General features: G+C 65.0%; 18 protein-coding genes and 1 pseudogene. 13 read left to right on the top strand and 6 right to left on the bottom strand.

The genetic code is table 11. The annotated features are described in order from the left end of the window. Position 1: 1 nt before the first annotated feature. Positions 2-922 carry a tRNA (guanosine(46)-N7)-methyltransferase TrmB gene (gene trmB / locus DR039_RS00795; RefSeq protein ID WP_111835509.1) on the top strand — a complete coding sequence of 307 codons (921 nt, stop codon included), beginning with the start codon at positions 2-4 and terminating at the stop codon, positions 920-922. Then, the gene (gene hemW / locus DR039_RS00790; RefSeq protein WP_111835508.1) at positions 919-2,181 is read left to right on the top strand and encodes a radical SAM family heme chaperone HemW; all 1,263 of its coding nucleotides are present in this window, start codon (positions 919-921) and stop codon (positions 2,179-2,181) included. The genes trmB and hemW overlap by 4 nt, the downstream gene beginning before the upstream one ends. A 9-nt stretch (positions 2,182-2,190) precedes the next feature. Here the strand turns inward: hemW and DR039_RS00785 are convergent, their stop codons facing one another. The 3 genes and pseudogenes from DR039_RS00785 to DR039_RS11680 all read right to left on the bottom strand — a co-directional run. Beyond that, positions 2,191-2,499: a DUF4298 domain-containing protein gene (locus DR039_RS00785; protein WP_111835507.1), complete on the bottom strand. Its 309-nt coding sequence runs from the start codon at positions 2,497-2,499 to the stop codon at positions 2,191-2,193. Positions 2,500-2,596: 97 nt separating this feature from the next. Next, positions 2,597-3,937, bottom strand: a complete 1,341-nt coding sequence (locus tag DR039_RS11435; protein ID WP_407641262.1) for a discoidin domain-containing protein — start codon at positions 3,935-3,937, stop codon at positions 2,597-2,599. Continuing rightward, positions 3,923-6,256: pseudogene (locus DR039_RS11680) on the bottom strand (glycoside hydrolase family 95 protein); the annotation flags it as partial. The gene DR039_RS11435 and the pseudogene DR039_RS11680, both read right to left, overlap by 15 nt. A 473-nt stretch (positions 6,257-6,729) precedes the next feature. Here DR039_RS11680 and DR039_RS00770 point away from each other — a divergent pair. Continuing rightward, entirely contained in the window at positions 6,730-8,133 is a 1,404-nt protein-coding gene (locus DR039_RS00770) for a sodium:proton antiporter (RefSeq protein WP_111835978.1), read from the top strand. Positions 8,134-8,203: 70 nt separating this feature from the next. On the opposite strand, the gene DR039_RS00765 is transcribed toward DR039_RS00770, so the two are convergent. Continuing rightward, the gene (locus tag DR039_RS00765; RefSeq protein WP_170166891.1) at positions 8,204-9,265 is read right to left on the bottom strand and encodes a DUF3097 domain-containing protein; all 1,062 of its coding nucleotides are present in this window, start codon (positions 9,263-9,265) and stop codon (positions 8,204-8,206) included. Between the two features lie 157 nt (positions 9,266-9,422). Between DR039_RS00765 and hrcA the strand changes: the two genes are divergently transcribed. Together hrcA and dnaJ are read left to right on the top strand one after the other, a co-directional pair. Continuing rightward, positions 9,423-10,475, top strand: coding sequence for a heat-inducible transcriptional repressor HrcA (gene hrcA, locus DR039_RS00760; protein WP_111835503.1), 1,053 nt, complete (start codon positions 9,423-9,425; stop codon positions 10,473-10,475). A 47-nt stretch (positions 10,476-10,522) separates the two neighbouring features. Next, positions 10,523-11,647 carry a molecular chaperone DnaJ gene (gene dnaJ, locus DR039_RS00755; RefSeq protein WP_111835502.1) on the top strand — a complete coding sequence of 375 codons (1,125 nt, stop codon included), beginning with the start codon at positions 10,523-10,525 and terminating at the stop codon, positions 11,645-11,647. 61 nt (positions 11,648-11,708) lie between these two features. Here dnaJ and DR039_RS00750 read toward each other — a convergent pair whose 3' ends face one another. Further along, positions 11,709-12,470 (bottom strand): YggS family pyridoxal phosphate-dependent enzyme, encoded by a 762-nt coding sequence (locus tag DR039_RS00750; RefSeq protein WP_111835501.1) that lies wholly within the window; start codon positions 12,468-12,470, stop codon positions 11,709-11,711. 108 nt (positions 12,471-12,578) lie between these two features. Between DR039_RS00750 and DR039_RS00745 the strand changes: the two genes are divergently transcribed. Then, positions 12,579-13,403: a 16S rRNA (uracil(1498)-N(3))-methyltransferase gene (locus tag DR039_RS00745; protein ID WP_111835500.1), complete on the top strand. Its 825-nt coding sequence runs from the start codon at positions 12,579-12,581 to the stop codon at positions 13,401-13,403. A 58-nt stretch (positions 13,404-13,461) separates the two neighbouring features. Here the strand turns inward: DR039_RS00745 and DR039_RS00740 are convergent, their stop codons facing one another. Continuing rightward, on the bottom strand, positions 13,462-13,821 hold the full coding sequence (locus DR039_RS00740; protein WP_111835499.1) for an Imm51 family immunity protein: 360 nt from the start codon (positions 13,819-13,821) through the stop codon (positions 13,462-13,464). Positions 13,822-14,051: 230 nt separating this feature from the next. Between DR039_RS00740 and DR039_RS00735 the strand changes: the two genes are divergently transcribed. The 7 genes from DR039_RS00735 (at position 14,052) to era (ending at position 20,551) form a co-directional block, all read left to right on the top strand. After that, entirely contained in the window at positions 14,052-14,681 is a 630-nt protein-coding gene (locus tag DR039_RS00735) for a TetR/AcrR family transcriptional regulator (RefSeq protein ID WP_111835498.1), read from the top strand. Positions 14,682-14,727: 46 nt separating this feature from the next. Beyond that, positions 14,728-15,633, top strand: coding sequence for an ABC transporter ATP-binding protein (locus tag DR039_RS00730; RefSeq protein ID WP_229116720.1), 906 nt, complete (start codon positions 14,728-14,730; stop codon positions 15,631-15,633). After that, a complete protein-coding gene (locus DR039_RS00725) occupies positions 15,630-16,376 on the top strand; it encodes an ABC transporter permease (RefSeq protein WP_111835496.1) in 747 nt (248 codons plus the stop codon). Before DR039_RS00730 ends, DR039_RS00725 begins: the two co-directional genes overlap by 4 nt. Positions 16,377-16,506: 130 nt before the next feature. Further along, positions 16,507-17,652, top strand: a complete 1,146-nt coding sequence (locus tag DR039_RS00720; RefSeq protein ID WP_172458337.1) for a PhoH family protein — start codon at positions 16,507-16,509, stop codon at positions 17,650-17,652. Further along, complete coding sequence (gene ybeY, locus DR039_RS00715) at positions 17,649-18,101, top strand: rRNA maturation RNase YbeY (RefSeq protein ID WP_111835495.1); 453 nt, start codon at positions 17,649-17,651, stop codon at positions 18,099-18,101. The genes DR039_RS00720 and ybeY overlap by 4 nt, the downstream gene beginning before the upstream one ends. Before the next feature lie 13 nt (positions 18,102-18,114). Then, the gene (locus DR039_RS00710) at positions 18,115-19,398 is read left to right on the top strand and encodes a hemolysin family protein (protein WP_111835494.1); all 1,284 of its coding nucleotides are present in this window, start codon (positions 18,115-18,117) and stop codon (positions 19,396-19,398) included. Further along, positions 19,382-20,551, top strand: coding sequence for a GTPase Era (era, locus tag DR039_RS00705; RefSeq protein WP_407641256.1), 1,170 nt, complete (start codon positions 19,382-19,384; stop codon positions 20,549-20,551). The genes DR039_RS00710 and era overlap by 17 nt, the downstream gene beginning before the upstream one ends. The last annotated feature ends 151 nt before the right edge of the window (positions 20,552-20,702 follow it).

Below are 20,702 nucleotides of genomic sequence, written 5' to 3'. Positions count from 1 at the left end.
CATGAGCAGCCAGCAAGTCCACGCCCCGCGCTCTCACGCGATTCGCTCCCGGGTGCGTTCCTTCTCCCGGGCCGGTGGGCGCCTGAGCAGTTCCCAGACGGCGGCGCTGGCAGCGCATGGCTCGCATTATCTGGTGGAAGTGCCGCGCGCGGACGCTGTGCGCACAGTGCACCATGACTTCCGCCTGGACCCGGAGGCAGTCTTCGGGCATCCCGGGGAAGTGCGGCCGCTGGTGGTTGAGGTTGGCAGCGGCGGCGGAGAGGCGATACTCGCGCATGCGCAGGCTCACCCCGGTGTGGATCACCTGGCGGTGGAGGTGTGGGAGACGGCGATTGCCAAGATCGTGCGAGGAGCCGCCAAAGCCGGGTTGGAGAATGTGCGAGTAGTTCCGGCGGATGCCTCACAGTTGCTGGCCACGGCCCTGCCGGTGGGCTGCGCGAGCGAGGTATGGGTGTTCTTTCCCGACCCGTGGCGCAAGCCGCGGCATCGCAAGCGCCGCCTAGTGGATGCGGGCTTTGCACGCTCGGTGGCACGGGTGCTGCGCAGTGGGGGCGTGTGGCGGCTGGCCACTGACTGGGCGGATTACGCCTTCCAGATGCGCGACGTCCTGGAAGCCGCGGCGGCCCTGCCCACGGGTTTGGAGGCTGACGCCAGCCTGCCACTGCTAGCTTTCCCCGATGCTGGGAAGCGCCCAGAACTGGGGGCGCAGACGGCGCAGCCAGGCTCTTTAGGCAATGGCCTGGACCCGGGTTCCCCGGCGGGGATAAAGGGTGGCTGGTCGCAGCGTTTTCCCGGCCGGGTCATGACGCGCTTTGAGCAGCGGGGGATTGACGCGGGACGCACAATTCGTGACCTGACGGCGGTGCGCACGGATGCGGCGTGGGTGCCGCGTGCCGTGCCGGTGCACGCTGGCATGGCATGAGCCCGGCTCAGCCGGAGGGTGAGCCCCTGGGGGGCTCGGGGGCGCTACCCGAGCAGGTGGTAGCCGCTGACGGCCAAGCACGGCCCTTTAGCGTGTACTTGCACGTGCCTTACTGCCGGGTGCGCTGCGGCTACTGCGACTTCAACACCTACACGAACTTGTCCATGGGGGCTGGGGCTTCCCTGGGGGACTATGTGGACACCTTGGCTGGCGAGTTGCGTCTAGCCCGCTTAGCTATGGATACGGCGGGGCTGCCGCAGCGGATTGCGCAGACGGTGTTCCTAGGCGGAGGCACTCCCACGATGCTGCCTGCAGCTGATCTGGCGCGGATGCTGGAACTGGTGCGCCAGACCTGGGGCTTGGCCAAGGACGTGGAGGTGACGACAGAAGCTAATCCGGAGACGGTGGATGAGCGCTATCTGGCGACGCTGGCGGCAGCTGGTTTCACCCGGGTTTCCTTTGGGATGCAGTCGGCGGTGCCGGAGGTGCTGGCGGTGCTGGACCGTACGCACCGGCCCGAGCGGGTGCCGCAGGTGATCCAGTGGGCGCGCCGAGCGGGACTGTCTACCAGCGTGGACCTGATCTATGGGGCGCCGGGGGAGTCTATGGCGGATTGGCGGCGTTCCCTGGAGGTAGCTGTGGAGATGGAACCGGAACATATCAGCGCCTACGGCCTGGTGATTGAGGAAGGCACCAAGATGCGGGCGCAGGTGCTACGCGGTGAGCTGCAGTTGCCAGCTGACGACGACGAAGCTGCCAAATACGAGCTGGCTGATCAGATGCTGGCTGAGGCCGGCTACGAGTGGTACGAGATTTCCAACTGGGCGCGGCCAGGCCAGGAGTGCCGGCACAATGAGGCCTATTGGCGCGACTGGGATTGGTGGGGGGCTGGTCCGGGAGCACATTCCCATCTAGGGGAGGTGCGGTTTTGGAATGTGAAACACCCGGTCGCGTGGGCCGGGCAAGTGGTGGCTGACAGGCTGCCAGTGGCCGGGCATGAGGTGGTGGAGCCGGAGAGCCGTCGTCTGGAACAGGTGATGCTGGGGATCCGGCTGCGTGAAGGCTTGGCACTTGCTGACCTGGTGCGTGGCGCAGAGCCGACGACGGCCACCGGGGCACCAAAGCGATTGGTGCCCACGGTGGCTCAACTCGTCTCCGAAGGCCTGGTGGAGGCCAAGGCTGCGCTGGCCGGGCGGATTGTGCTCACCCTGCACGGTCGACTCCTGGCAGATGCAGTCACGCGCAGCTTGGTCGGCTAAGCGCAGCCTTTACTTATCCCCTGCGAAGTAGTCCGCACACAGGCGCATCATCCGCACCATGACCTCGTGCCGACGCGAATGCAGGTTCCAGATGGTGTCCTCACCCAGCACCGCAAGCTGCGGGTCAAGTCCTTCCACAGCTTCACGGTCCTCAGCCCAGGTGTGGTGGTAGCCCTCCATAAGCGGTTCCAGTGACGCAGCCATGGACTCCAGGTCTGCCGCTGCAGTCTCTGCTGCATCGACATGCGCTGCCGCTACCTCGTACAGGGATTCCAACACCTTCAGCCGCTCCAGCGCGGCGTCTGCTTCATTGCTCATGCAATGACTTTAGCCGCGCTGGAGGTGGGCTGTCAGGCGATACTGCGGGTGCACCGGGCTTGAGGCCCGCATGGAGGTGGGGATAGGTATCCCGTGGTCAGCCAAGCCCGATGGTGTCCGGGTCTTTAGGGCCGACGCCAGGGCGTACCACCAGGGACTTGGTGGAACTGGTCAGGCCCGGAACCTCGACTTTGGTGGTGGCAGTGCTGGTCAGGCGGTCCTGGGTTAGCACGGTGGTGCCACGCCAGAGCGCTAGAGTATCTTTGCCATCCCCATCCCAGTCACCCACTAGCAGCTTGTCGTTGGCGCGGCCGATAGAGATAGAGGCATACACCGGGGCCTCGCTGCGGTTCTCGTTGTAGAAGACCACGCGGGTCCCCACGCGCACGGCCCAGGTGACTGTGCCGTCCCCATCCCAGTCACCGTAGAGACTGAAGCCTGTGCCAGCTGCTTCTGCAGAGGCCACATAGGCAGGCTTCACCCCGGAGGGGGCAGGGGTCTGCGGTCCTGGGCTGGGTGCCAAGGTGGTGGGTGCGGCCGTGCTTGAGGCAGAAGGGAGCGGTGAAGGACCCAGCGGTGTCTCAGAAGGCGATGGCTGCGCCGTCGGCTCTGAGGAAGGCGGCGTGGAAGGTACAGCCGAAGGGGATGCAGTAGGCGTTCCTGGTGCGGGGGCGGCATCCACCACTCGCTTCATAGTCAGCTCGGCGCCAGTGGCCCAGTTGCCGGTCCAGGCCTGGGCAGTGGAGACCAGTTTGACGCAGCGGGCCGAGGCTCCGCCCAGGGCTACGGTCTTGGCGCTGCGGGACTTGGGCCAAGATCCGGAAGTCACCTTGGTGAACGGGGTGCAGGCTTCATCTGCGGCTGCCCAGATTTCATATTCCTTGATCAAGCCGTTGTCCGTGTTTTGACGCGGGGTCCAGGTCAGCGATTCGACCTTTTCCACCTTGCCCAGGTCAACCGTCACCTGGTGCGGCGGCTGCGGGTTGGAGCTGGACCAGTCCGAGTGCCAGTAAGTGCTGGGGTCGCCGTCCAGGAGATTGGCCGCAGCACCGTTCTCAGAGCCTGTCTCTTGGGAGGAAACCTCCTTGATTTTCATCTGGGATTGGGCGATCACGGCTGGGTCAGTAACCTCCAGCGCCACGCGGGCGCTGGTGCGGGCACTGCCGGAACTCAACACAGCCTCCAGGGAGGCAGGGCCTGCTGTGCATTTGGGGGCAGTTACCGTGAAGGTGTAGGTGCCCGCAGCGCTGATGCTTTGGGCGCCTTCCGCTACGCTCCAGCCCTCCGGGGCGCGCAGTTCCAAGGTTGAGTCTGCCGGGATTGTGCCCGCTACCGTCACGTTGACGGTGGTGGAGCTGCCCCACTCCAGGACAGATTGGGCAGCCTTGGCCTTTACCGAGGCAGTCGGCACGACCACATAGACGTGCCCGGCAGTCATATTCAGGCTCCAGGCGCCGGTGGCGGCGTCCTTAGTGGGGGTGACGACGGCGTCGGCGGTGGTGTCTACCACAGCGCTCAAGCCGTCCAGCAGGTCGGCCTGCAATAGGCGCGCGCCATCGGTGGCGGCCTGGAGGCGAAGTTGGGTGGCTACGCCGTCTTGCCAGGTGGCACCTACGGTAAGGCCATGGTGTCCACGCAAGCCGTCCACTGAGCCTTTGGCCCAGGCTGAGGGCAGGGCAGGCAACAGCCGGGTCACGCCATTCTTTGACTGCAGCAGCATTTGGGCTACACCAGCGGTGGCACCGAAGTTACCGTCAATCTGGAAGGGTGGGTGGGCGTCCCAGAGGTTCGCATAGGTGGACTGTTTGAGGAGCTGTTCCAGCATCAGATGCGAGTGGTCGCCGTCGGCCAGGTTGGCCCAGAAGTTGATCTTCCAGGCCTTAGACCAGCCGGTGCCGCCGTCGCCGCGGTCCTTCAGACTCTGGCGGGCGGCGTCAGCGAAAGCCTTAGTGCTCGGCTTGGTTAGGGGGTCGATCGCCGTGCCCGGGTAAAGGGCGTAGAGCTGAGAGACGTGGCGGTGCGTAGGCTCATCTCCGCCCCATCCAGGTGTGTAGTCCCAGTCCTGGATCCACTCCTGGAGCTGACCGCGTGAGCCCACCCGCAGGCCCGGCTGCAGTTTGGCCAGCGTGTCAGTGACCTGTTGGATGAAGGCGGCGTCAGCCTCACCAGTGGCCTTGGCGGCCGCAAGGGTGGTGGTGAACAGTTCGGTGACGATCTGCTGGCTCATGGCTGCGCCGGCGGAGTACTTGCCGTGCTCAGGGGAGTAGGAAGGAGAGACCACCAGGGTGCCGTCACCGGCGTCGACCAGCATATTTAGCCAGAAGCGACTGGCGCCCTTGAGCAATGGATAGCCGTGTTCACACAGATGAGAGAGGTCGCCGGTGTACTGGTAGTTCTGCCAGTAGGTGTTGGCCACCCAGGCGGCAGCCTCAGGGAACCAGGAGGCTGTGGGCCAGTCATAGACGCCGGTGTAGCCATAAGGGGTGGTCTCGTTAAATACCACCCAGCCGGAGGTGGCGGGGTCATAGCCAAAGAGCTTTTGGGCGCTGACCTCACCGGGAGCCACCAGGCTGCTCACATAGCGCTCGTAGGGCTGTGCGAGTTCGCCCAGGCCGGTGGCGTAGGCAGGCCAGTAGTTCATCTGCAGGTTGATATTGACGTGGTAGTCGGCGCTCCACGGTGGGTTGGGCTGGGCCCAGACTCCCTGCAAGTTGGCAGGTAGGGGCGAGTTATCGCGGCTGGAGGCGATCAGCAAGTAGCGGCCAAACTGCGTGTAGAGGGTCTCCAGGGCGCGGCCAGCCTCCGTGCGGCCCTGATAGGAGGCCAATGCCTGGTCAGTGTGGCCAGCGACGGCGCCCGCGTCCAGATCCAGCTTCATGCGGGAGAACAGCGCTGAGTAGTCAGCCTCGTGGGCGGTGCGGACCGCCTCCCAGCCTGCGGCAGCGGCAGCCGTCACCCGGGGGATGGTGATGCTTGCCGGATCTACCCCACTGCGGTAGTTCTGGCTGTAGGAATCGGAGTAGTCAGTGGCGCCGGACCAGTAGAGCGTCACGGAGGTGGCGTCCTGAACACTGATGGTGGCGCCCTTGGCTGATACCTGGCCGCCGTCTGCTGTTACTTGGGTGCGGGCGTCAAAGCTCAGGCCGTTGGTCAAGGAACCGGTGTAGGCCAGGGTGTGATCTGTGGCGATGGTGGACACCTGGGCGGCCTCGGAACCGAGCTGGTCGGTGTAGCCCACCGTCAGGTTTACCGCGCCGGTGGCGGGGGAACCGTCTTGGTTGGTGGCCGTGATCCGGACAGCGATCACATTGCCGGGGTAGGAGGCCAGGTATTCACGCTTGTAGGTCACCCCGCCCACGGTGTAAGTGGTGGTGGCCATGGCGTGGTCTAGATCCAGGGTGCGCTCGTAGCCGGTGTAGCCCTCTGTGCCAGCCATGGTTAGCTCTAACCGCCCGAAGGCCAGATAGGAGCCGTAGCCCTGCTTGGGCCTGCCCAACTGTTTGATAGACCAGTCATTCTCAGCTGAGTCAGTAGCTGCGATTCTGTCCTGAACGGCCTTGAGACCAGCCCGGGCATCGTGGTTGCCGTAGTCATAGCCACCCGGGCTGCCGGGCCCACCTGACCACAGCTACTTCTCGTTCATCTGGATGGAGTCTTGCCCTACGCCCCCAAAGATCGAAGCGCCCATGGCACCGTTGCCGATCGGCAGGGAGCGGGACTGCCAGTCGTTGGCAGGTGTGCTGTAGCGCAGCACCATCTGGTCCTGCGCGGTGGTATCGGCTTCAATCGCGGCTGGGTCCAAGGCTGGGGCAGCGGCTGCGGGCGCTGGGCCTGGGACCAGGATGGCCGGCAGCGCCAGGCTGGCGGCAGCCAGAAGGGCTAGGAGTGGGCGACGGCGACGGCGCTGGGGGCGCGCAGCCAGGTTTAGCGTGGATTTGCTCATCGTTGAGTCCTCCGGAACGGGCTTCGCATGCGGCTTGCTTCCACCTTAACGATGAGTGGTTATGCTGCCAATAGATATCATGCGCTCATTTTGATGCATTTTCTTGAGCGTTTTTGTCTTTTTGTGGGCAGCTATGTTTGAGGCTGGTAGGTGAGGCTGCGCGGGCCGAGGACTGCGAAACGGTGTGGGCTCAGCCCGAGCTGGGTCGTATGCCGGGCAGAGGACAGGCGCCTGAGGGGCTTTGCCGTATGGTGGACCTGATTTGTTTAAACCTAGGAGACTTGCGCATGCACCTGCACTGGTGGTCCACTCTGCCCTTCGTCGCGATGCTCGCCTCTATCGCTGTCCTGCCACTGGTGCCAGCCACCTCCCACTGGTGGGAGCGGCGCTCCAGCCAGCTTGCCATTGCCCTGGTGCTGGGCCTGCCGGTGGCCGTGTGGATGAACTTTGCTTTGGGCTGGGAAGCGGTTTTCGCTGCCGTGGTCGAGTACGGCCAGTTCATCTCCCTGCTGCTAGCGCTGTTCGTGGTCTCCGGGGGAATCTTCCTCAAAGGCGATATTGAAGCGACCCCGCGCAACAACACCATCTTCCTGGCCGTAGGTGGGCTGCTGGCCAGCTTCGTGGGCACCACCGGTGCCGCCATGCTGCTGATCCGGCCGCTGCTCAACACCAACCAGGAGCGGCGCTACCGGGTGCACACCGTGCTCTACACCATCTTCATAGTCGCCAACTGCGGTGGCCTCCTTACCCCCCTAGGTGACCCGCCCCTCTTCCTAGGTTTCCTGCGGGGCGTGCCCTTCACCTGGACCTTCCACCTGGCCCCCGAGTGGCTATTTGTCAACGCCATGCTGCTTATCAGCTACTACGGCCTGGACACCTGGTACCACGGGCGCGAGCCTTCCGCGGCGGTGCGCAAAGACCGCGCCGACATCGAGCCTTTGGGGCTGCGCGGGGCCAGCAACTTGATCTGGTTTGCCGTGATTATCGCCGCCGTAGCCTTCGCCCCCTCCATCGACGTCGAAGCCATTGAGCACGGCACCGCTGGAGGACTGGACTGGGTGCCGCTGCGCGAAATGATCATGCTGACTGCTGCCGCCTGCTCCTACTTCCTGGGAGACAAGCGGGCGCGATTCGAAGACAACCAGTTCGAGTGGGGGCCGATCGCCGAGGTGGCAACACTGTTCATCGGCATCTTCCTGACCATGATCCCCGCCCTGCACTTCCTCGACGAGGTGGCGGGCTCTCTGCCGCTGAACCGCATCACCTTCTTCGTGTTCACCGGAGGACTGTCCTCAGTGCTAGACAACGCTCCAACCTACGCCAGCTTCTTTGAACTGGCCGGACAGGTGGCGCACCCCGGTGGTGCCATGGTGGCTGGAGTGCCCGAGTACTACCTGGTCCCGATCTCCCTGGGAGCCGTGTTCTGTGGCGCCATCACCTACATCGGCAACGGCCCGAACTTCATGGTGAAATCCGTGGCTGAGGCTGGTGGCGTGGAGATGCCCTCATTTGGTGGCTACGTCGGTCAGACCGTCACCCACCTGGTGCCCATCCTGGCTGCCATGGTCTGCATTTTCATTGCCGAGAGCTGGTGGGCCTTGTTGGTGGGCCTCGCACTTGCCGGGGTAGTGCTGGCCAATAGTGTGCGGCTGATGATTAAGGGCCGCCGCCTCGCCATCGTGGACGCTTAAACCCACCGAGAGTGGGTGCCTGCCTTCGCGATGGCGGCGCCGTCCCTAGATAACTCAGCGGGTAAGTGCCTTAGCAGGTGCCTGGAGCCGTAACGAAGTCAATGAGTTCTTCCATACGTCCCAGCAGGCTCGGCTCAAGGTCCTTATAAGAGCGGACCGTGGCTAAAATCCGCTGCCAGCCCTGCGCAATATCCGCCTGATCCGCGTGCGGCCAGCCCAGGGCCTCCAGGGTGCCGTGTTTGATATCTGTGCCACGCGGCACCACCGGCCAAGCTCGCAAACCCATCCGCTCTGGGCGCACCGCCTGCCACACGTCAATGTAAGGGTGCCCCAACACCAGTACGTTCTCCCCGCCCGGCATGGACATCACCCGCTCCGCGATCCGTGATTCCTTGGAGCCCGGTACTAAATGATCCACCAGCACCCCCGCTCGCCGCTGTGGCCCCGGCTGGAACTCGGCCATGACCTCCTCCAGGTTGTCTACGCCGTCGAGCAGCAGCACCACAACGCCCTCATGGCGCAGGTCATCACCCCAGACCTTCTCCACCAGCTCGGCGTCGTGCTTGCCCTCTACCCAGATGCGTGAGGCTCGCGCCACCCGCGCCTGCTCACCCGCAACCGCATAAGAACCAGATGCCGTGAGTTTGCGTCCGGCTGCGCTCACCGGGCCGGTGGGGGCCTTGGGTTGGGGCAGCGGCGGGTCTACCACCACGGGCCGCCCCTCCAACCAAAAACCCGGCCCCAGGGGGAAACCGCGCCGCACCCCGCGCCGGTCTTCCAAAACCACCAGGTGCCGCCCCCCGGATTTCTCCACGGCGACGGCGGCACCCACGAAGCCCGTCTCCCGGTCTTCCAACACCATGCCGCGCTGCAAGGGCACGTGCACTGACTCGGGTTGGATCGCGCTAGGGCCCACGCGGTGCGGGTTGGTGGTCAGCACATCTGCGCCATAGCGGTCGTTTTCCGACGGCGGGGTGGGTCTGCGCGCAGGCTGGGCGCCACGCCTACCGCTAGCACGCCCCGGCGCAGCCGGATTCTGGGCTTGCTGCGCTGCGGCCTGCTCTCGCAGGGCCAGACGGCGGGCTGTGGTAGAGCCAGGGACAGGGCGGGAGTATGGGGCTGGCGTGTTCACTTTGGGCACGCTAGGTGAAGGTCACGCGCCAGGCTGGTTGGGCACGCCGAGCCTCGGCGTAGGATGGCACTCAAGCCTGGCGAGTGCTAATGCCGGTGGTGACCCCAGGAGCCGCCAGCCCAGCCCCGCGAATACCGGCACGAAGGAAGGAGCAGCCATGAACGACGAGCGTCGTCTCAAGGTCCTCTCCGCCATCGTCACCGACTATGTGCGCACCCGTGAGCCCGTCGGTTCACGTGCCCTCGTGGAGCGCTACCGCCTGGGCGTATCCCCAGCCACCATCCGCAATGACATGGCCGCCCTGGAAGACGAGGGCTACATCCACCAGCCTCACACCAGTGCCGGGCGCGTCCCCACCCAAAAGGGCTACCGGCTCTTCGTGGACCGCATCGCCGCCGTCAAGCCCCTGTCCGCCCCCGAGCGAGCCGCCATCACCCGGCTGCTTTCAGGGGCTTTGGACCTGGAAGAGGTGGTGGTGCGCACCGTGCGCGTCCTAGCGCAGTTGACCGGGCAACTCGCAATAGTCGAGTACCCCAGCCTGCGCCGCACCGCCCTGCGCCACCTGGAACTCGTCGCCCTGGGCCCCAACTGTCTCCTGCTGGTCATCATCACCGACACTGGCCGCGTGGAGCAGCGCACTGTGAGCCTGCCCGGTGGCGAACTCGTGGATCCCCTGGTCTTGGACCGCCTGCGCACCCGCATCAACCAGCTGATGGCCGGTCACCTGGCGGAAGACGTCGTCCCGGCGCTCACGGTTCTGGCTGAGCAGGCCCCTCCTCAGGAGCGCGTCATCCTGGCCGCCGTCGCCGGAGAACTGGTGGCTGCCCTGCACCCGGAAGCAGAGGAGCGCCTAGCGGTGGCAGGCACCGCCAATCTGGCTCGCGCCAACCTGGACTTTTCCACCCTGGGACCCTTACTAGACGCCGTTGAAGAGCAGGTGGTGCTGCTGCGCCTCTTCTCAGTTATGGATGCCTCCACCGGCAATAACGACGCCGCCGAAGGGCCGCGCGTGACCATCGGCGAGGAAAACCATGAAGACGCCCTGGCAGAGGCCAGTGTCGTCACCACCACCTATGGCCCTGGCAGCGGCGACGCCGTCGCCCACCTAGGAGTTATCGGCCCCACCCGCATGGACTATCCGGCAACTATTGCCGCCGTCAACGCCGTCGCCCTCTACCTATCCCGGTTCCTATCCGGACCCCGGCAGTAAAACCGGGCCAGCCTTAAACCTCCCCTGTAAACCCAAAGGAAGACCACGTGAGCGATTACTACGAGATCCTTGGCGTCCCCCGCAATGCCACCGCCGAGGAGATCAAGAAGGCCTACCGCAAGAAGGCCCGCTCCCTGCACCCAGATATTGCCGGTCCCGGGCACGAGGAAGAGTTCAAACAGGTCTCCGTGGCCTACGAAACCCTCTCCGACGCTGACAAGCGCCAGATGTACGACCTAGGGGGAGAAGACGCCCTGCGGGGCGGCGGCAGCTTTGGCGGCTTTGGGGGCTTCTCTGCCTCTGACCTGGGGGACCTGGGCGGCATCTTCCAGTCCATGTTTGGCGGCGGTGCCTCGCGCGGCCCCGCCTCCCGTGCCCGCCGCGGACAGGACGGTGTGGTGGCTCTGGAAGTTAGCCTGCAGGACGTGACTTTTGGAGCCACCAAACCTGTGACCGTGAGCTCCTACGTAGCTTGCGACACCTGCAAGGGCTCTTGCTGCTTGCCAGGTACCGAGCCTGTCACCTGCTCAGGCTGCAATGGCTCTGGTTCCGTGCAACGAGTGGTCAACTCTCTGTTCGGGCAGGCCGTCACCTCCGCCCGCTGCCCCCAATGCGGTGGCTTTGGCACGATCATCGCCAGTCCCTGTAAGGACTGCTCCGGTGAGGGGCGCAAGCACGTGCGTCGTGAGGTACAGGTGAAGGTGCCGATCGGCGTGTCCACCGGTACGCGCCTGCGCATGGACGGCCAGGGGGAGGCCGGCCCCGGAGGCGGCCCCAACGGAGACCTCTACGTGGAGTTCCACGAGATTGACCACCCCACCTTGCGCCGCGAAGGTGATGACCTGCTAACGGAGCTGCGCATCCCCATGACGGCTGCGGCCCTGGGGGGCACCTTCACCGTGGAAACCCTGGATGGGGAGCGTGAATTAGAGGTTAAGGCCGGTACTCAGAACGGCCAGGAGAAGGTTATGGACGGCCTGGGGGCGGGGCGGCTGCGGCGTCGTGGGCGTGGAGACCTGCGCATCAGCATTGTGGTGGAGACGCCTACCCGCTTGGACGAGGAGCAGCGCGAACTGCTGCGCCGCCTAGCCGAACTGCGTGGCGAGACCGAGCAGGTGGCTAAAGACACCAGCCTTAAGAAGAAATTCGGCGACTGGATCAACGGGCGCTGAGGGAGCGCCGGGGCGAGGCACGCACGGGCGGCGCTAAGCCAGCCCGCATAGCAGCCCGCTGCTAGTGGGCCTGCGGGTAGCGGCGTGCGCCGAAGATCGCCTGTCCCACCCGGACACAGGTTGAGCCTTCAGCCACAGCTGCCTCTAGGTCACCGCTCATACCCATGGACAAGCGTCCTGCACCCACAGTGCCAGCATCCAGCGCCTGGTCGCGCAGCTCCCGCAGCAGGCGGAAGCAGGCGCGGACGCGGGCATCAGCCTCAGTGTTCGCAGCAATCGTCATCAGGCCCACCACGCGCAGGGAGGCATAAGCAGCTAAGGCTTTCAGGAAGCTTGGCACCTCCGTGGGGGCAAGGCCAGACTTTGACTGCTCAGCAGAGGTATTCACCTGCACATAAACCTCCAGGCTTCGCCCGGCCGCCTGCAGACGCCGATCCAGTGCCTCCGCCAAACGCAAGGAATCCAAGGACTGCAGCTCGGAAGCAAAAGTGGCCACCTCGCGCGCCTTATTGGTCTGGAGATGGCCAATCAGGGACCAGGTGATAACTAGATCCGCCATGGCCTCAGCCTTGGCCCGAGCCTCCTGCACCTTGTTCTCCGCCATGCGGGTGACCCCGGCAGCTGCAGCCAAGCGCAAGGTGGCCTCAGGCACCGTCTTGGTCACCGGCAGCACCGCAATCTCACTCGGCTCCCGCCCAGCCGCAGTGGCTGCCGCAGCCACTCGCGCCTGCACCGCCGCGAGACGGGCACGCACCTCCTCCACACTGGCGACCGGGGGCAGCGGAGACTGTGCTGAAGCAGCTGCAGGATTCAGGAAGGTCATGACGTGACGCTAGCACTGGCGTCGGCCAAGAGCTGCGGTGCTCAGATGCTAGGCGACGGCGTAGGCCCGCTGGGCTCAATAAGGGTGGCCCACCGGTAGCCTGGGCTGGTGACCGCTCCCGTGTTCATTTTGACCCCCCAGACCCTTGAACCTGCCGGGGCTGGCGTCTCCGCAAGCCGCGGTGCCCGGCTCACCCTCACTGGCGCTGAGGCTCGCCACGCCGTCACCGTGCGGCGCCTGCGCGCAGGTGAACGAGTCGACCTGGTGGACGGCGCAGGCCTGCGTCTGATCTGTGAGGTAGAGGAAGCAGGCGTTCAGGGACGCAAGGACCAGCTGGGTGTGCGCGTGGTGGAGCGGGTGGAGGAAGCGCCCACCGCCTTGCGCTTGACGCTGGTTCAGGCCTTAGCCAAAGGTGACCGTGACGAGCAGGCCGTAGAGACCGCCACGGAAGTTGGTGTGGACCTAGTCCTGCCTTGGCAAGCTGAACGTTGTGTTTCCGTATGGAAAGGGCTTAAGGCCGCCAAAGGGCGGGAGCGCTGGCGCAGCACCGTGCAGGAGGCCGCCAAGCAGGCTCGCCGCGCCTGGGTGCCAACAGTGGAGGAGCCGCACAACACCAAGCAGCTGTGCAGCTGGGTGGCTGAAGTAGTCCAGGCCGGGGGAGTGGTGTTGGTGCTGCACGAGGAGGCCACGGCGCCCATTAGCAGCGCCCCCTTGCCAGTCCTGCCTGCCGCGCCTCCGCAGCCCGGTGGGGCGGCGTCGCCGGTGTTGGCAGTGGTCGTTGGGCCTGAGGGTGGGATTAGCGCCGCAGAGACCGCCGCCTTGGAGACGGCTGGGGCGGTCACGGTGCGGCTGGGACCGCATGTGATGCGCACGGCCTCGGCGGGGCCGGCAGCGCTTGCGGTGCTAGCGCAGCGAGCCGGGTTGTGGGGCTGACCGTTAGCGGCGCCTGCGTAGGCCGCGCCGTCAGCGTCAGTGGTGGGGCCCTGAGCGGTTACCGCTGGTCGTCGTCAAAATCGAAGCCGACGGCGTCGGCCTGTGTTACGAGCCGAGTGATTGCCTCACTGTCGGTCAGGTAACGCATTAGGCGGGTGGCTAGCTCCTCGGCGTCGGCGCGATCTCCGTAGGCGTAGAACATGGTGCCCTCGGGGTCGGTTTGGACGTCTGGCAACTCGCCGTGATCTATCAGCCAGCGCACCACGCCCTCCCAGAAGTATCCGTTTGGCTCATGCCCCAGCGACTGAATAACCTCCTGGTTGAAGGCTTCAACATCAAAGAAGCAGGTTGTAAAGCTGCCGTCTGCGGCGTCTCGCAGCCGGATGCGGTTAGGGCCTGGAGGTGCCACAGTCGTCATCGCTAAGCCTCTCGTGGGTGCGTGAGCCGGATGGTGAATCTGGGGAAACTAACCACCGGAATGCGTAACTGCAACCAGATTGTAAGGACTCGTTAGGGTGTCGCAATATCCTCCGATCGGATGGGTGTGCAATCCGGATGCGCCCGGGACCTAGCTCTGTGCCGCTGTGCGAGCGTGAACTATTGCCTTCCAGGGCGCGATACTGGGGGCATGTCGATGGATGAGGCACTGTGAGCCCGCGTGGGCGCCGTCGTGCAGGGAGTCCGGATGCGCGCGAGGCCATATTGGTAGCTGCCCGAAAGGCTTTCGGACGCGATGGCTATGACACCTCCCTGCGGGGTGTGGCGCGAGATGCTGGTGTAGATCCGGCTTTGGTGCACCACTATTTCCCGGAGCGCGCCAAGCTCTTTGTGGAGTCTGTATTGGGCTCTGCCCTGGGGGAGGGGATGGATCCCTCGCTCCTGGCAGGCCTGGATAAGCTGCCGCCCGAGCAACGCGGAGCGGAGTTGGTGCGCCTGTTCATTACCCAGTGGGACAAACTGGGGGCTGATCGCTTTGCCGCGGTGATTCGGGCAGCCTTGGGAAATTCGGTGGTGCTGGCGCGGGTGCGCACCTTGATTGTTGGTGCCCTGGTGATGCCAGTGGTGGCGCGCGTGGCCCCCGACCGGGCGCAATTGCGTGCGCATTTGGTGGTCAGTCAGCTCATTGGGCTTGGTCTGGCGCGTTGGGTGGCCAAGCTCGACGCCGTCGCCGGTGCTTCTGCGGAGGTGTTGGTGGCGGCGGTTGGTCCCACGATTCAGCGGTATATGACGGGGGAAATCGGTGGGCAGGCTGATGTGGAGGTAGGCGCTGCTGAGTGAGGCTGTTGCTCTTGCGTGAGCTGCGTCTCAGCGGTATATTCATCACATGATGAAAAATGCTGCTGGGGGTGAAGTCACCCACCAGGCCGAGCCTCACAGCCGACACGCGGCGCCCTCGCTCGCGCGAGCCGACAGTCTCGCGGCAGCGCCGCAAGTGCAGGATGGGACGCACGCCGTCAAAGTCCGCGCCTTGCGGGTGACCCGACGCCGCAACCAGATTCTGCACGGCATTGACTTGGAGCTGCCCACGGGCTCCATCACTGGCCTGCTGGGCCCCTCAGGCTGCGGCAAGACCACGCTCATGCGCACCATCGTTGGCGTGCAGCGCTACGAAGGCGAGGTAGAGGTGCTGGGCCAACGTCCCGGAGTCCCAGCAACGCGTGGGCGCGTCGGGTATGTCACCCAGGGGGCGGCGATCTACACCGACCTGAGCGCCCGGCAAAACCTCGCCTACTTTGCCCGCCTAGCCGGAAACCGCGCCCGCGACGTGGACGAGATCCTGAAAATTGTGGGCCTATCCGCCTTAGCTGACCGCCCCTTGCACACCTACTCCGGCGGCGAGGCTAGCCGCGCCTCACTGGCCTGCGCCCTTGTGGCAGGCCCGGATCTACTGGTACTCGATGAGCCCACCGTGGGTCTGGACCCAGTTACCCGTGAAGACCTGTGGCTTGCCTTCCGGGCCATCGCCGATACCGGCGCCACGCTCCTGATCTCCAGCCACGTCATGGACGAAGCCTTTCGCTGCGACCGGGTGCTGCTCATGCGCGCTGGCCGCCTGCTGGCCACCACAACAGCAGCTGAACTGCTCGCTGGCACAGGGGAGGCCACCCTGGATGCTGCCTTCCTGGCCGTTATCCGCGCCGACTCCACCGGCACCGCAGCCATTGACAGCTCTGCAAGGACGGAGCCAGCTGGCAAGCCCAGCACGATGTTGACGGAGGAAGCCCGATGAGCCCCCGCACCTACCTGGCAACGACCCAGCGCATACTCGCTCAGCTGGCTGCCGACCGACGAACCGTGGGACTCATCATCGTGGTTCCATCCCTGCTGGTAAGCCTGCTGTACTTCGTCTACCTGGACTATCCAAACGGAGTGCTGCTCTTCAACCGAGTGGCCGTCACCATGGTCGCCGTGCTGCCCATGCTCGTAATGTTCCTAGTAACCAGCGTGGCCATGCTCCGCGAACGCCGCTCAGGCACCCTCGAGCGCCTGTGGACTACACCCCTGCACCGTGCTGACCTACTGCTGGGCTATGGCACAGCCTTCACCCTGGCGGCCTGCGTCCAATCCCTAGTCCTTTCTGCCGTCTGCGCTTGGATGCTAGGAGTGGAGCTTGCCGGTTCCTGGGCCTGGCTGGTGCTCGTGGGCCTGCTTGACGCCTTCGTTGGCGTCGCCATGGGCCTGTTCACCTCCGCCTTCTCCCGGTCGGAGTTCCAGGCTGTCCAACTCATGCCGGTGGTGATCTCCCCACAAATCTTCCTATGCGGTCTGCTTGTCCCGCGCCCGCGATTGCCCAGTGTCCTGGAAGTTATAGGCAACTACCTGCCAATGAGCTGGGCCGCTGACACTGCTTCGCACCTGGCCATAGCCAATGACATGCCCTGGGAAGTGTCTCGCAATGTGCTGTGGCTCGCGCTCTTCGGATTGGCAGTGCTAGTGGTAGCCGCCATAACGGTTCCGCGTCAGAGTCGCTGAAAATACCGCCGGGATTCGCCGTCACAAGGGCAGTTAAGCGATTTGCGACGGCGTCTGGCGGACCGGATTTAGGCGGCAAATGCGACCGGCCTAGCGGGGCAGGCGCGGGCACTAAGTAGGATCAGCAGCGATGACGAATCCTCCCCGCACCGCAGCCGATGCCACACGGCAGCCCGAAGTCGTGACCCGCACCCTCGTGTTGCCCCCGGACCTGGCCCCCGTTGCCTTCCTAGGGGCCCGCGACGAGGTCCTGCGGGCGATGGAGCGTGGCTTTGCCGACGTGGATATCCATGTGCGAGGCGATTCCCTGGCCGCCACCGGCCCCAGCCAGCGCGTGGACATGGTTATCCAACTGGCCACTGAACTAGTCGACGTCGCCCGCGCGGGCACCCCCCTCAACGCCGACTCAGTGGAACGCGCCATCAGCCTCCTAGACGCCGCCACCCGCCCCACTGAAGTCTTTGGCGAAGATGTCTTCACCAGCCGCGGCAAGTCCATCCGTTCCAAGTCAATCGGGCAAAAGGCCTACGTCGACGCCATTGAGGCCTCCACTATCACCTTTGGCATCGGCCCTGCGGGAACCGGCAAGACCTACCTGGCCATGGCCAAAGCCGTGGCGGCTCTAGAACGCCGTCAAGTTTCCCGCATTATCCTGACCCGCCCCGCCGTTGAGGCCGGAGAAAACCTAGGTTTCCTGCCCGGCACTCTCACAGACAAGATCGACCCCTACCTACGGCCCCTCTACGACGCCCTACACGACATGCTTGAGCCCGAGGCCCTGCCTAAGCTCATGGCTGCCGGAACCATTGAGGTAGCGCCCCTGGCCTATATGCGCGGACGCACCCTCAACGACGCCTTCGTCATCCTGGACGAGGCCCAGAACACCAGCCCCGAGCAGATGAAAATGTTCCTCACTCGTCTGGGCTTCGGCTCCAAAATGGTGGTCACCGGGGACGTCTCCCAGATCGACCTGCCCGGTGGGCGCCCCTCCGGACTGCTGGTGGTCCGCCGCATCCTGGACGGGGTGGAAGGCATTAGTTTCTGTCAGCTGAGTAGTGAGGATGTGGTCCGCCACCGGCTGGTGGGGCGCATCATTGATGCCTACGCAGAATACGACGCCGCACAAGCCTCACTGCAGGCAGGGCCCGCCGGTGCCAGCGGCGCGCCCGACAGCCGCGGTGAGCTAGCAGGCCGCCGTTCCCATCGCAGCTCCGCCCGCATTGGCAACCGCCCAGGCCGCACCCCCCAGGAGTTCAGAGGAAGGAACCGCGTATGAGCATCGAGGTCAACAACGAGACCCAGGTGGAGATTGACGCCACCGAGTTTGTGGCCCTGGCCGAGCATGTCCTGGCCAATATGCACGTCAACCCCCGCGCGGACCTCAATATCTTGTTCATTGAGCCCGAGCCCATGGCCGAGCTCCACCTGCGCTGGCTGGACCTGCCGGGCCCCACCGACGTCATGAGCTTCCCCATGGACGAGCTGCGCCCAGGCACACCTGAGGCTGAGACGCCCGCCGGAACCCTGGGGGATGTGGTGCTTTGCCCGCAGGTCGCCGCCCAGCAGGCCCTGGCTGCCGGGCACTCCGCCGTGGAGGAAATGCTGCTGCTAACCACCCACGGCATCCTGCACCTGCTCGGCTATGACCACCAGGAGCCCGAGGACGAGAAGGAGATGTTCGCCCTCCAACGCCGCCTCCTATTGACCTTCTTGGCCAAGCGCTGAGGCTCGCCACACCGTGACCAACACACCCGTCGCACTCCTAGTCTTCCTAGCCTTGCTGGCCCTGGGACTGGGGGCCGTGCTCTCTGCCGCGGAGGCCGCCCTGTCGCGCACCACCCGGGCAGCCGCCGACGACCTGGTGGAGGCGGGACGGCGGGGCGCCCAGCAGGTGCGCGCTCTGGCTGAGCGGCGCGGCGAGGTACTAGGTGCCGTCTCTTCAGTGCGTGTGGCCATAGATATGTGCGCCGCCGTCTGCCTCACGCTTGCGGTGGCAGGCGTCGTGGAGAGCTGGTGGCTGATTCTGCTGCTTGCGCTGGCCCTCAACGCCCTCGTCCTGGGGGTGGTGGTGGGCCTGTCGCCACGCTCTATCGGCCGCCGTAACCCCGATGCCACGCTTCTTGTACTGGCCCCGCTGCTAGGCCGGATCGACGCCGTCGGCCGCCCTTGGCGTTGGCTGGAGTCCCACTACGGCCACGCCTCCACCCTGACTGACGCCGAGGCGCGCGCGGAAGTCACCGAGGACCTTCGCGAGATGATCGATGAGATCGGTGAAGCCGACTCCATTGAGGACGAAGACCGCGAGATGCTGCGCAGCGTCGTCGAACTGGGGCAGACCCTCGTACGCGAAGTGATGGTGCCGCGCACCGATATGGTCACCATTGACGCCACCAAGCCCGCCCGCAGTGCCCTGCGCCTGTTCATCCGCTCCGGCTACTCCCGCGTCCCCGTGGTGGGGGAGGATGCCGACGACGTGCGCGGCATCCTGTACCTCAAAGACGTGCTGCGGCGTCTAGAGGCCCACCCGGAGCATGCCGCCCTGCCCGTGTCCGCCTTTGTGCGTGAAGCCGCCTTCGTCCCTGAGATGAAGCTGGCTGATGACCTGCTGCGGGAGATGCAAAGCGGGCAGGTGCATATCGCCCTGGCTGTGGACGAGTACGGTGGCACCGCCGGGCTGGTCACCCTGGAGGACCTCCTTGAGGAAGTCGTCGGTGACCTCACTGACGAGCATGACCGCGCCCTGCCTGAGGTCGAGGACCTGGGCGGCGGGGTCTACCGCGTGCCCAGCCGCCTGCCCATTGATGAACTAGGCGAACTCTTTGACCTAGACATTGAGGACGACGACGTCGACTCTGCAGGCGGGCTGCTCACCAAAGCCATTGGGCGAGTGCCTCTGCCTGGCGCCGTGGGGGTAACCCAAGGGGTGCGCTTGGAGGCAGAAGAGAGCACCGGCAGGCGCCGCCAGGTGGCGAGCCTGCTGGCCTCGCGCGCCCAGAACCAAGAGGATGAGGACAATGACTAAACAAACTGCCCCCCAGCCCGAAGCAACCGACGCCGTCGCCGCGGAAGCGAGCAAGACTGGCGCCCCGCTGGTGGAGTTCGACGCCGACGGCTTCCCCATCATCCCCGAAGGCCCCATGCCTGCCAGCGGCTCGCAGACGCCGGGCGCTGAGGACAACTTCGCTGACACTGAGGACGACGACTGGGAGCCTGGTGACTGGGACTCCACCCGCGCCCAGGTGATTGTTCCGGCTATCCCCGAGGGGTATCGGGCCGGATTTGCCTGCCTGGTGGGACGCCCCAATGCCGGCAAGTCCACACTCACCAATGCCATGGTGGGGCAGAAGGTAGCTATTACCTCTGGCCGCCCTCAGACCACCCGCCACAATGTGCGCGGCATCATCCATCGAGAGAACGCCCAACTGGTTCTGGTGGACACCCCCGGCATGCACCGCCCCAAGACACTTCTTGGCAAGCGCCTCAATGACCTGGTCCGCGAGACCCTCACCGAAGTGGACGTGGTCGCCTTCTGCATTCCCGCAAACGAGAAAATTGGCCCCGGAGACCGCTTCATTGCCCGCGACCTAGCTGATCTACGCCGTCCCGTGGTTGCCGTAGTCACCAAAGCGGACACCGTCTCCCATGAGGCCCTAGCCAAGCAACTGCTAGCTGTAGACGCCCTGGGGGACTGGGCCGATATCGTGCCCGTCTCCGCCAAGCGCGGCAAGCAGGTGGATGTGCTTGAGGAAGTGCTCATGAAGCATCTGCCACCCTCACCGCCGCTGTACCCCACCGGGGAGATTACCGACGAGCCCCAACAGGTCATGATCGGTGAGCTAGTCCGCGAGGCTGCGCTAGAAGGTGTACGCGATGAGCTGCCCCACTCCCTGGCCGTGGTGGTGGACGAATTGGTGGACCCTGCCGACAAGGAAACCGCCGGGCATATCAAGGGCGCCGGGCAGCGTCTGCAAGTGCGCGTCAGCCTCTATGTGGAGCGCGACTCCCAGAAAGCCATTGTGATCGGTCGTGGGGGCGCCCGTCTTAAGGAGGTGGGCGTGCGTGCGCGCCAAGGCATTGAGGAACTGTTGGGCCGCAAGGTCTACCTAGATCTGCATGTGCGCACCGCTAAAGACTGGCAGTCTGACCCTAAAGCCCTGGCCAAGCTGGGGTTCTAAGCGAGCATTCGGTCTGCCGTGAGCTCGCCGATGCTCGCCTGAGCCGGCGCACCATGCCAGTCGAGTAACTCACGGCACGTGCCGGTAAATAACTGCATTGCGTGCCAGGCTCGGGCAGACTTAGCTCATACCGCAGCGAGCGTCCAGGAGC

This window comes from Actinomyces bovis, assembly GCF_900444995.1.
Classification (GTDB): Bacteria; Actinomycetota; Actinomycetes; order Actinomycetales; family Actinomycetaceae; genus Actinomyces; species Actinomyces bovis.
This window is presented reverse-complemented; position numbering and strand designations above follow the sequence as displayed.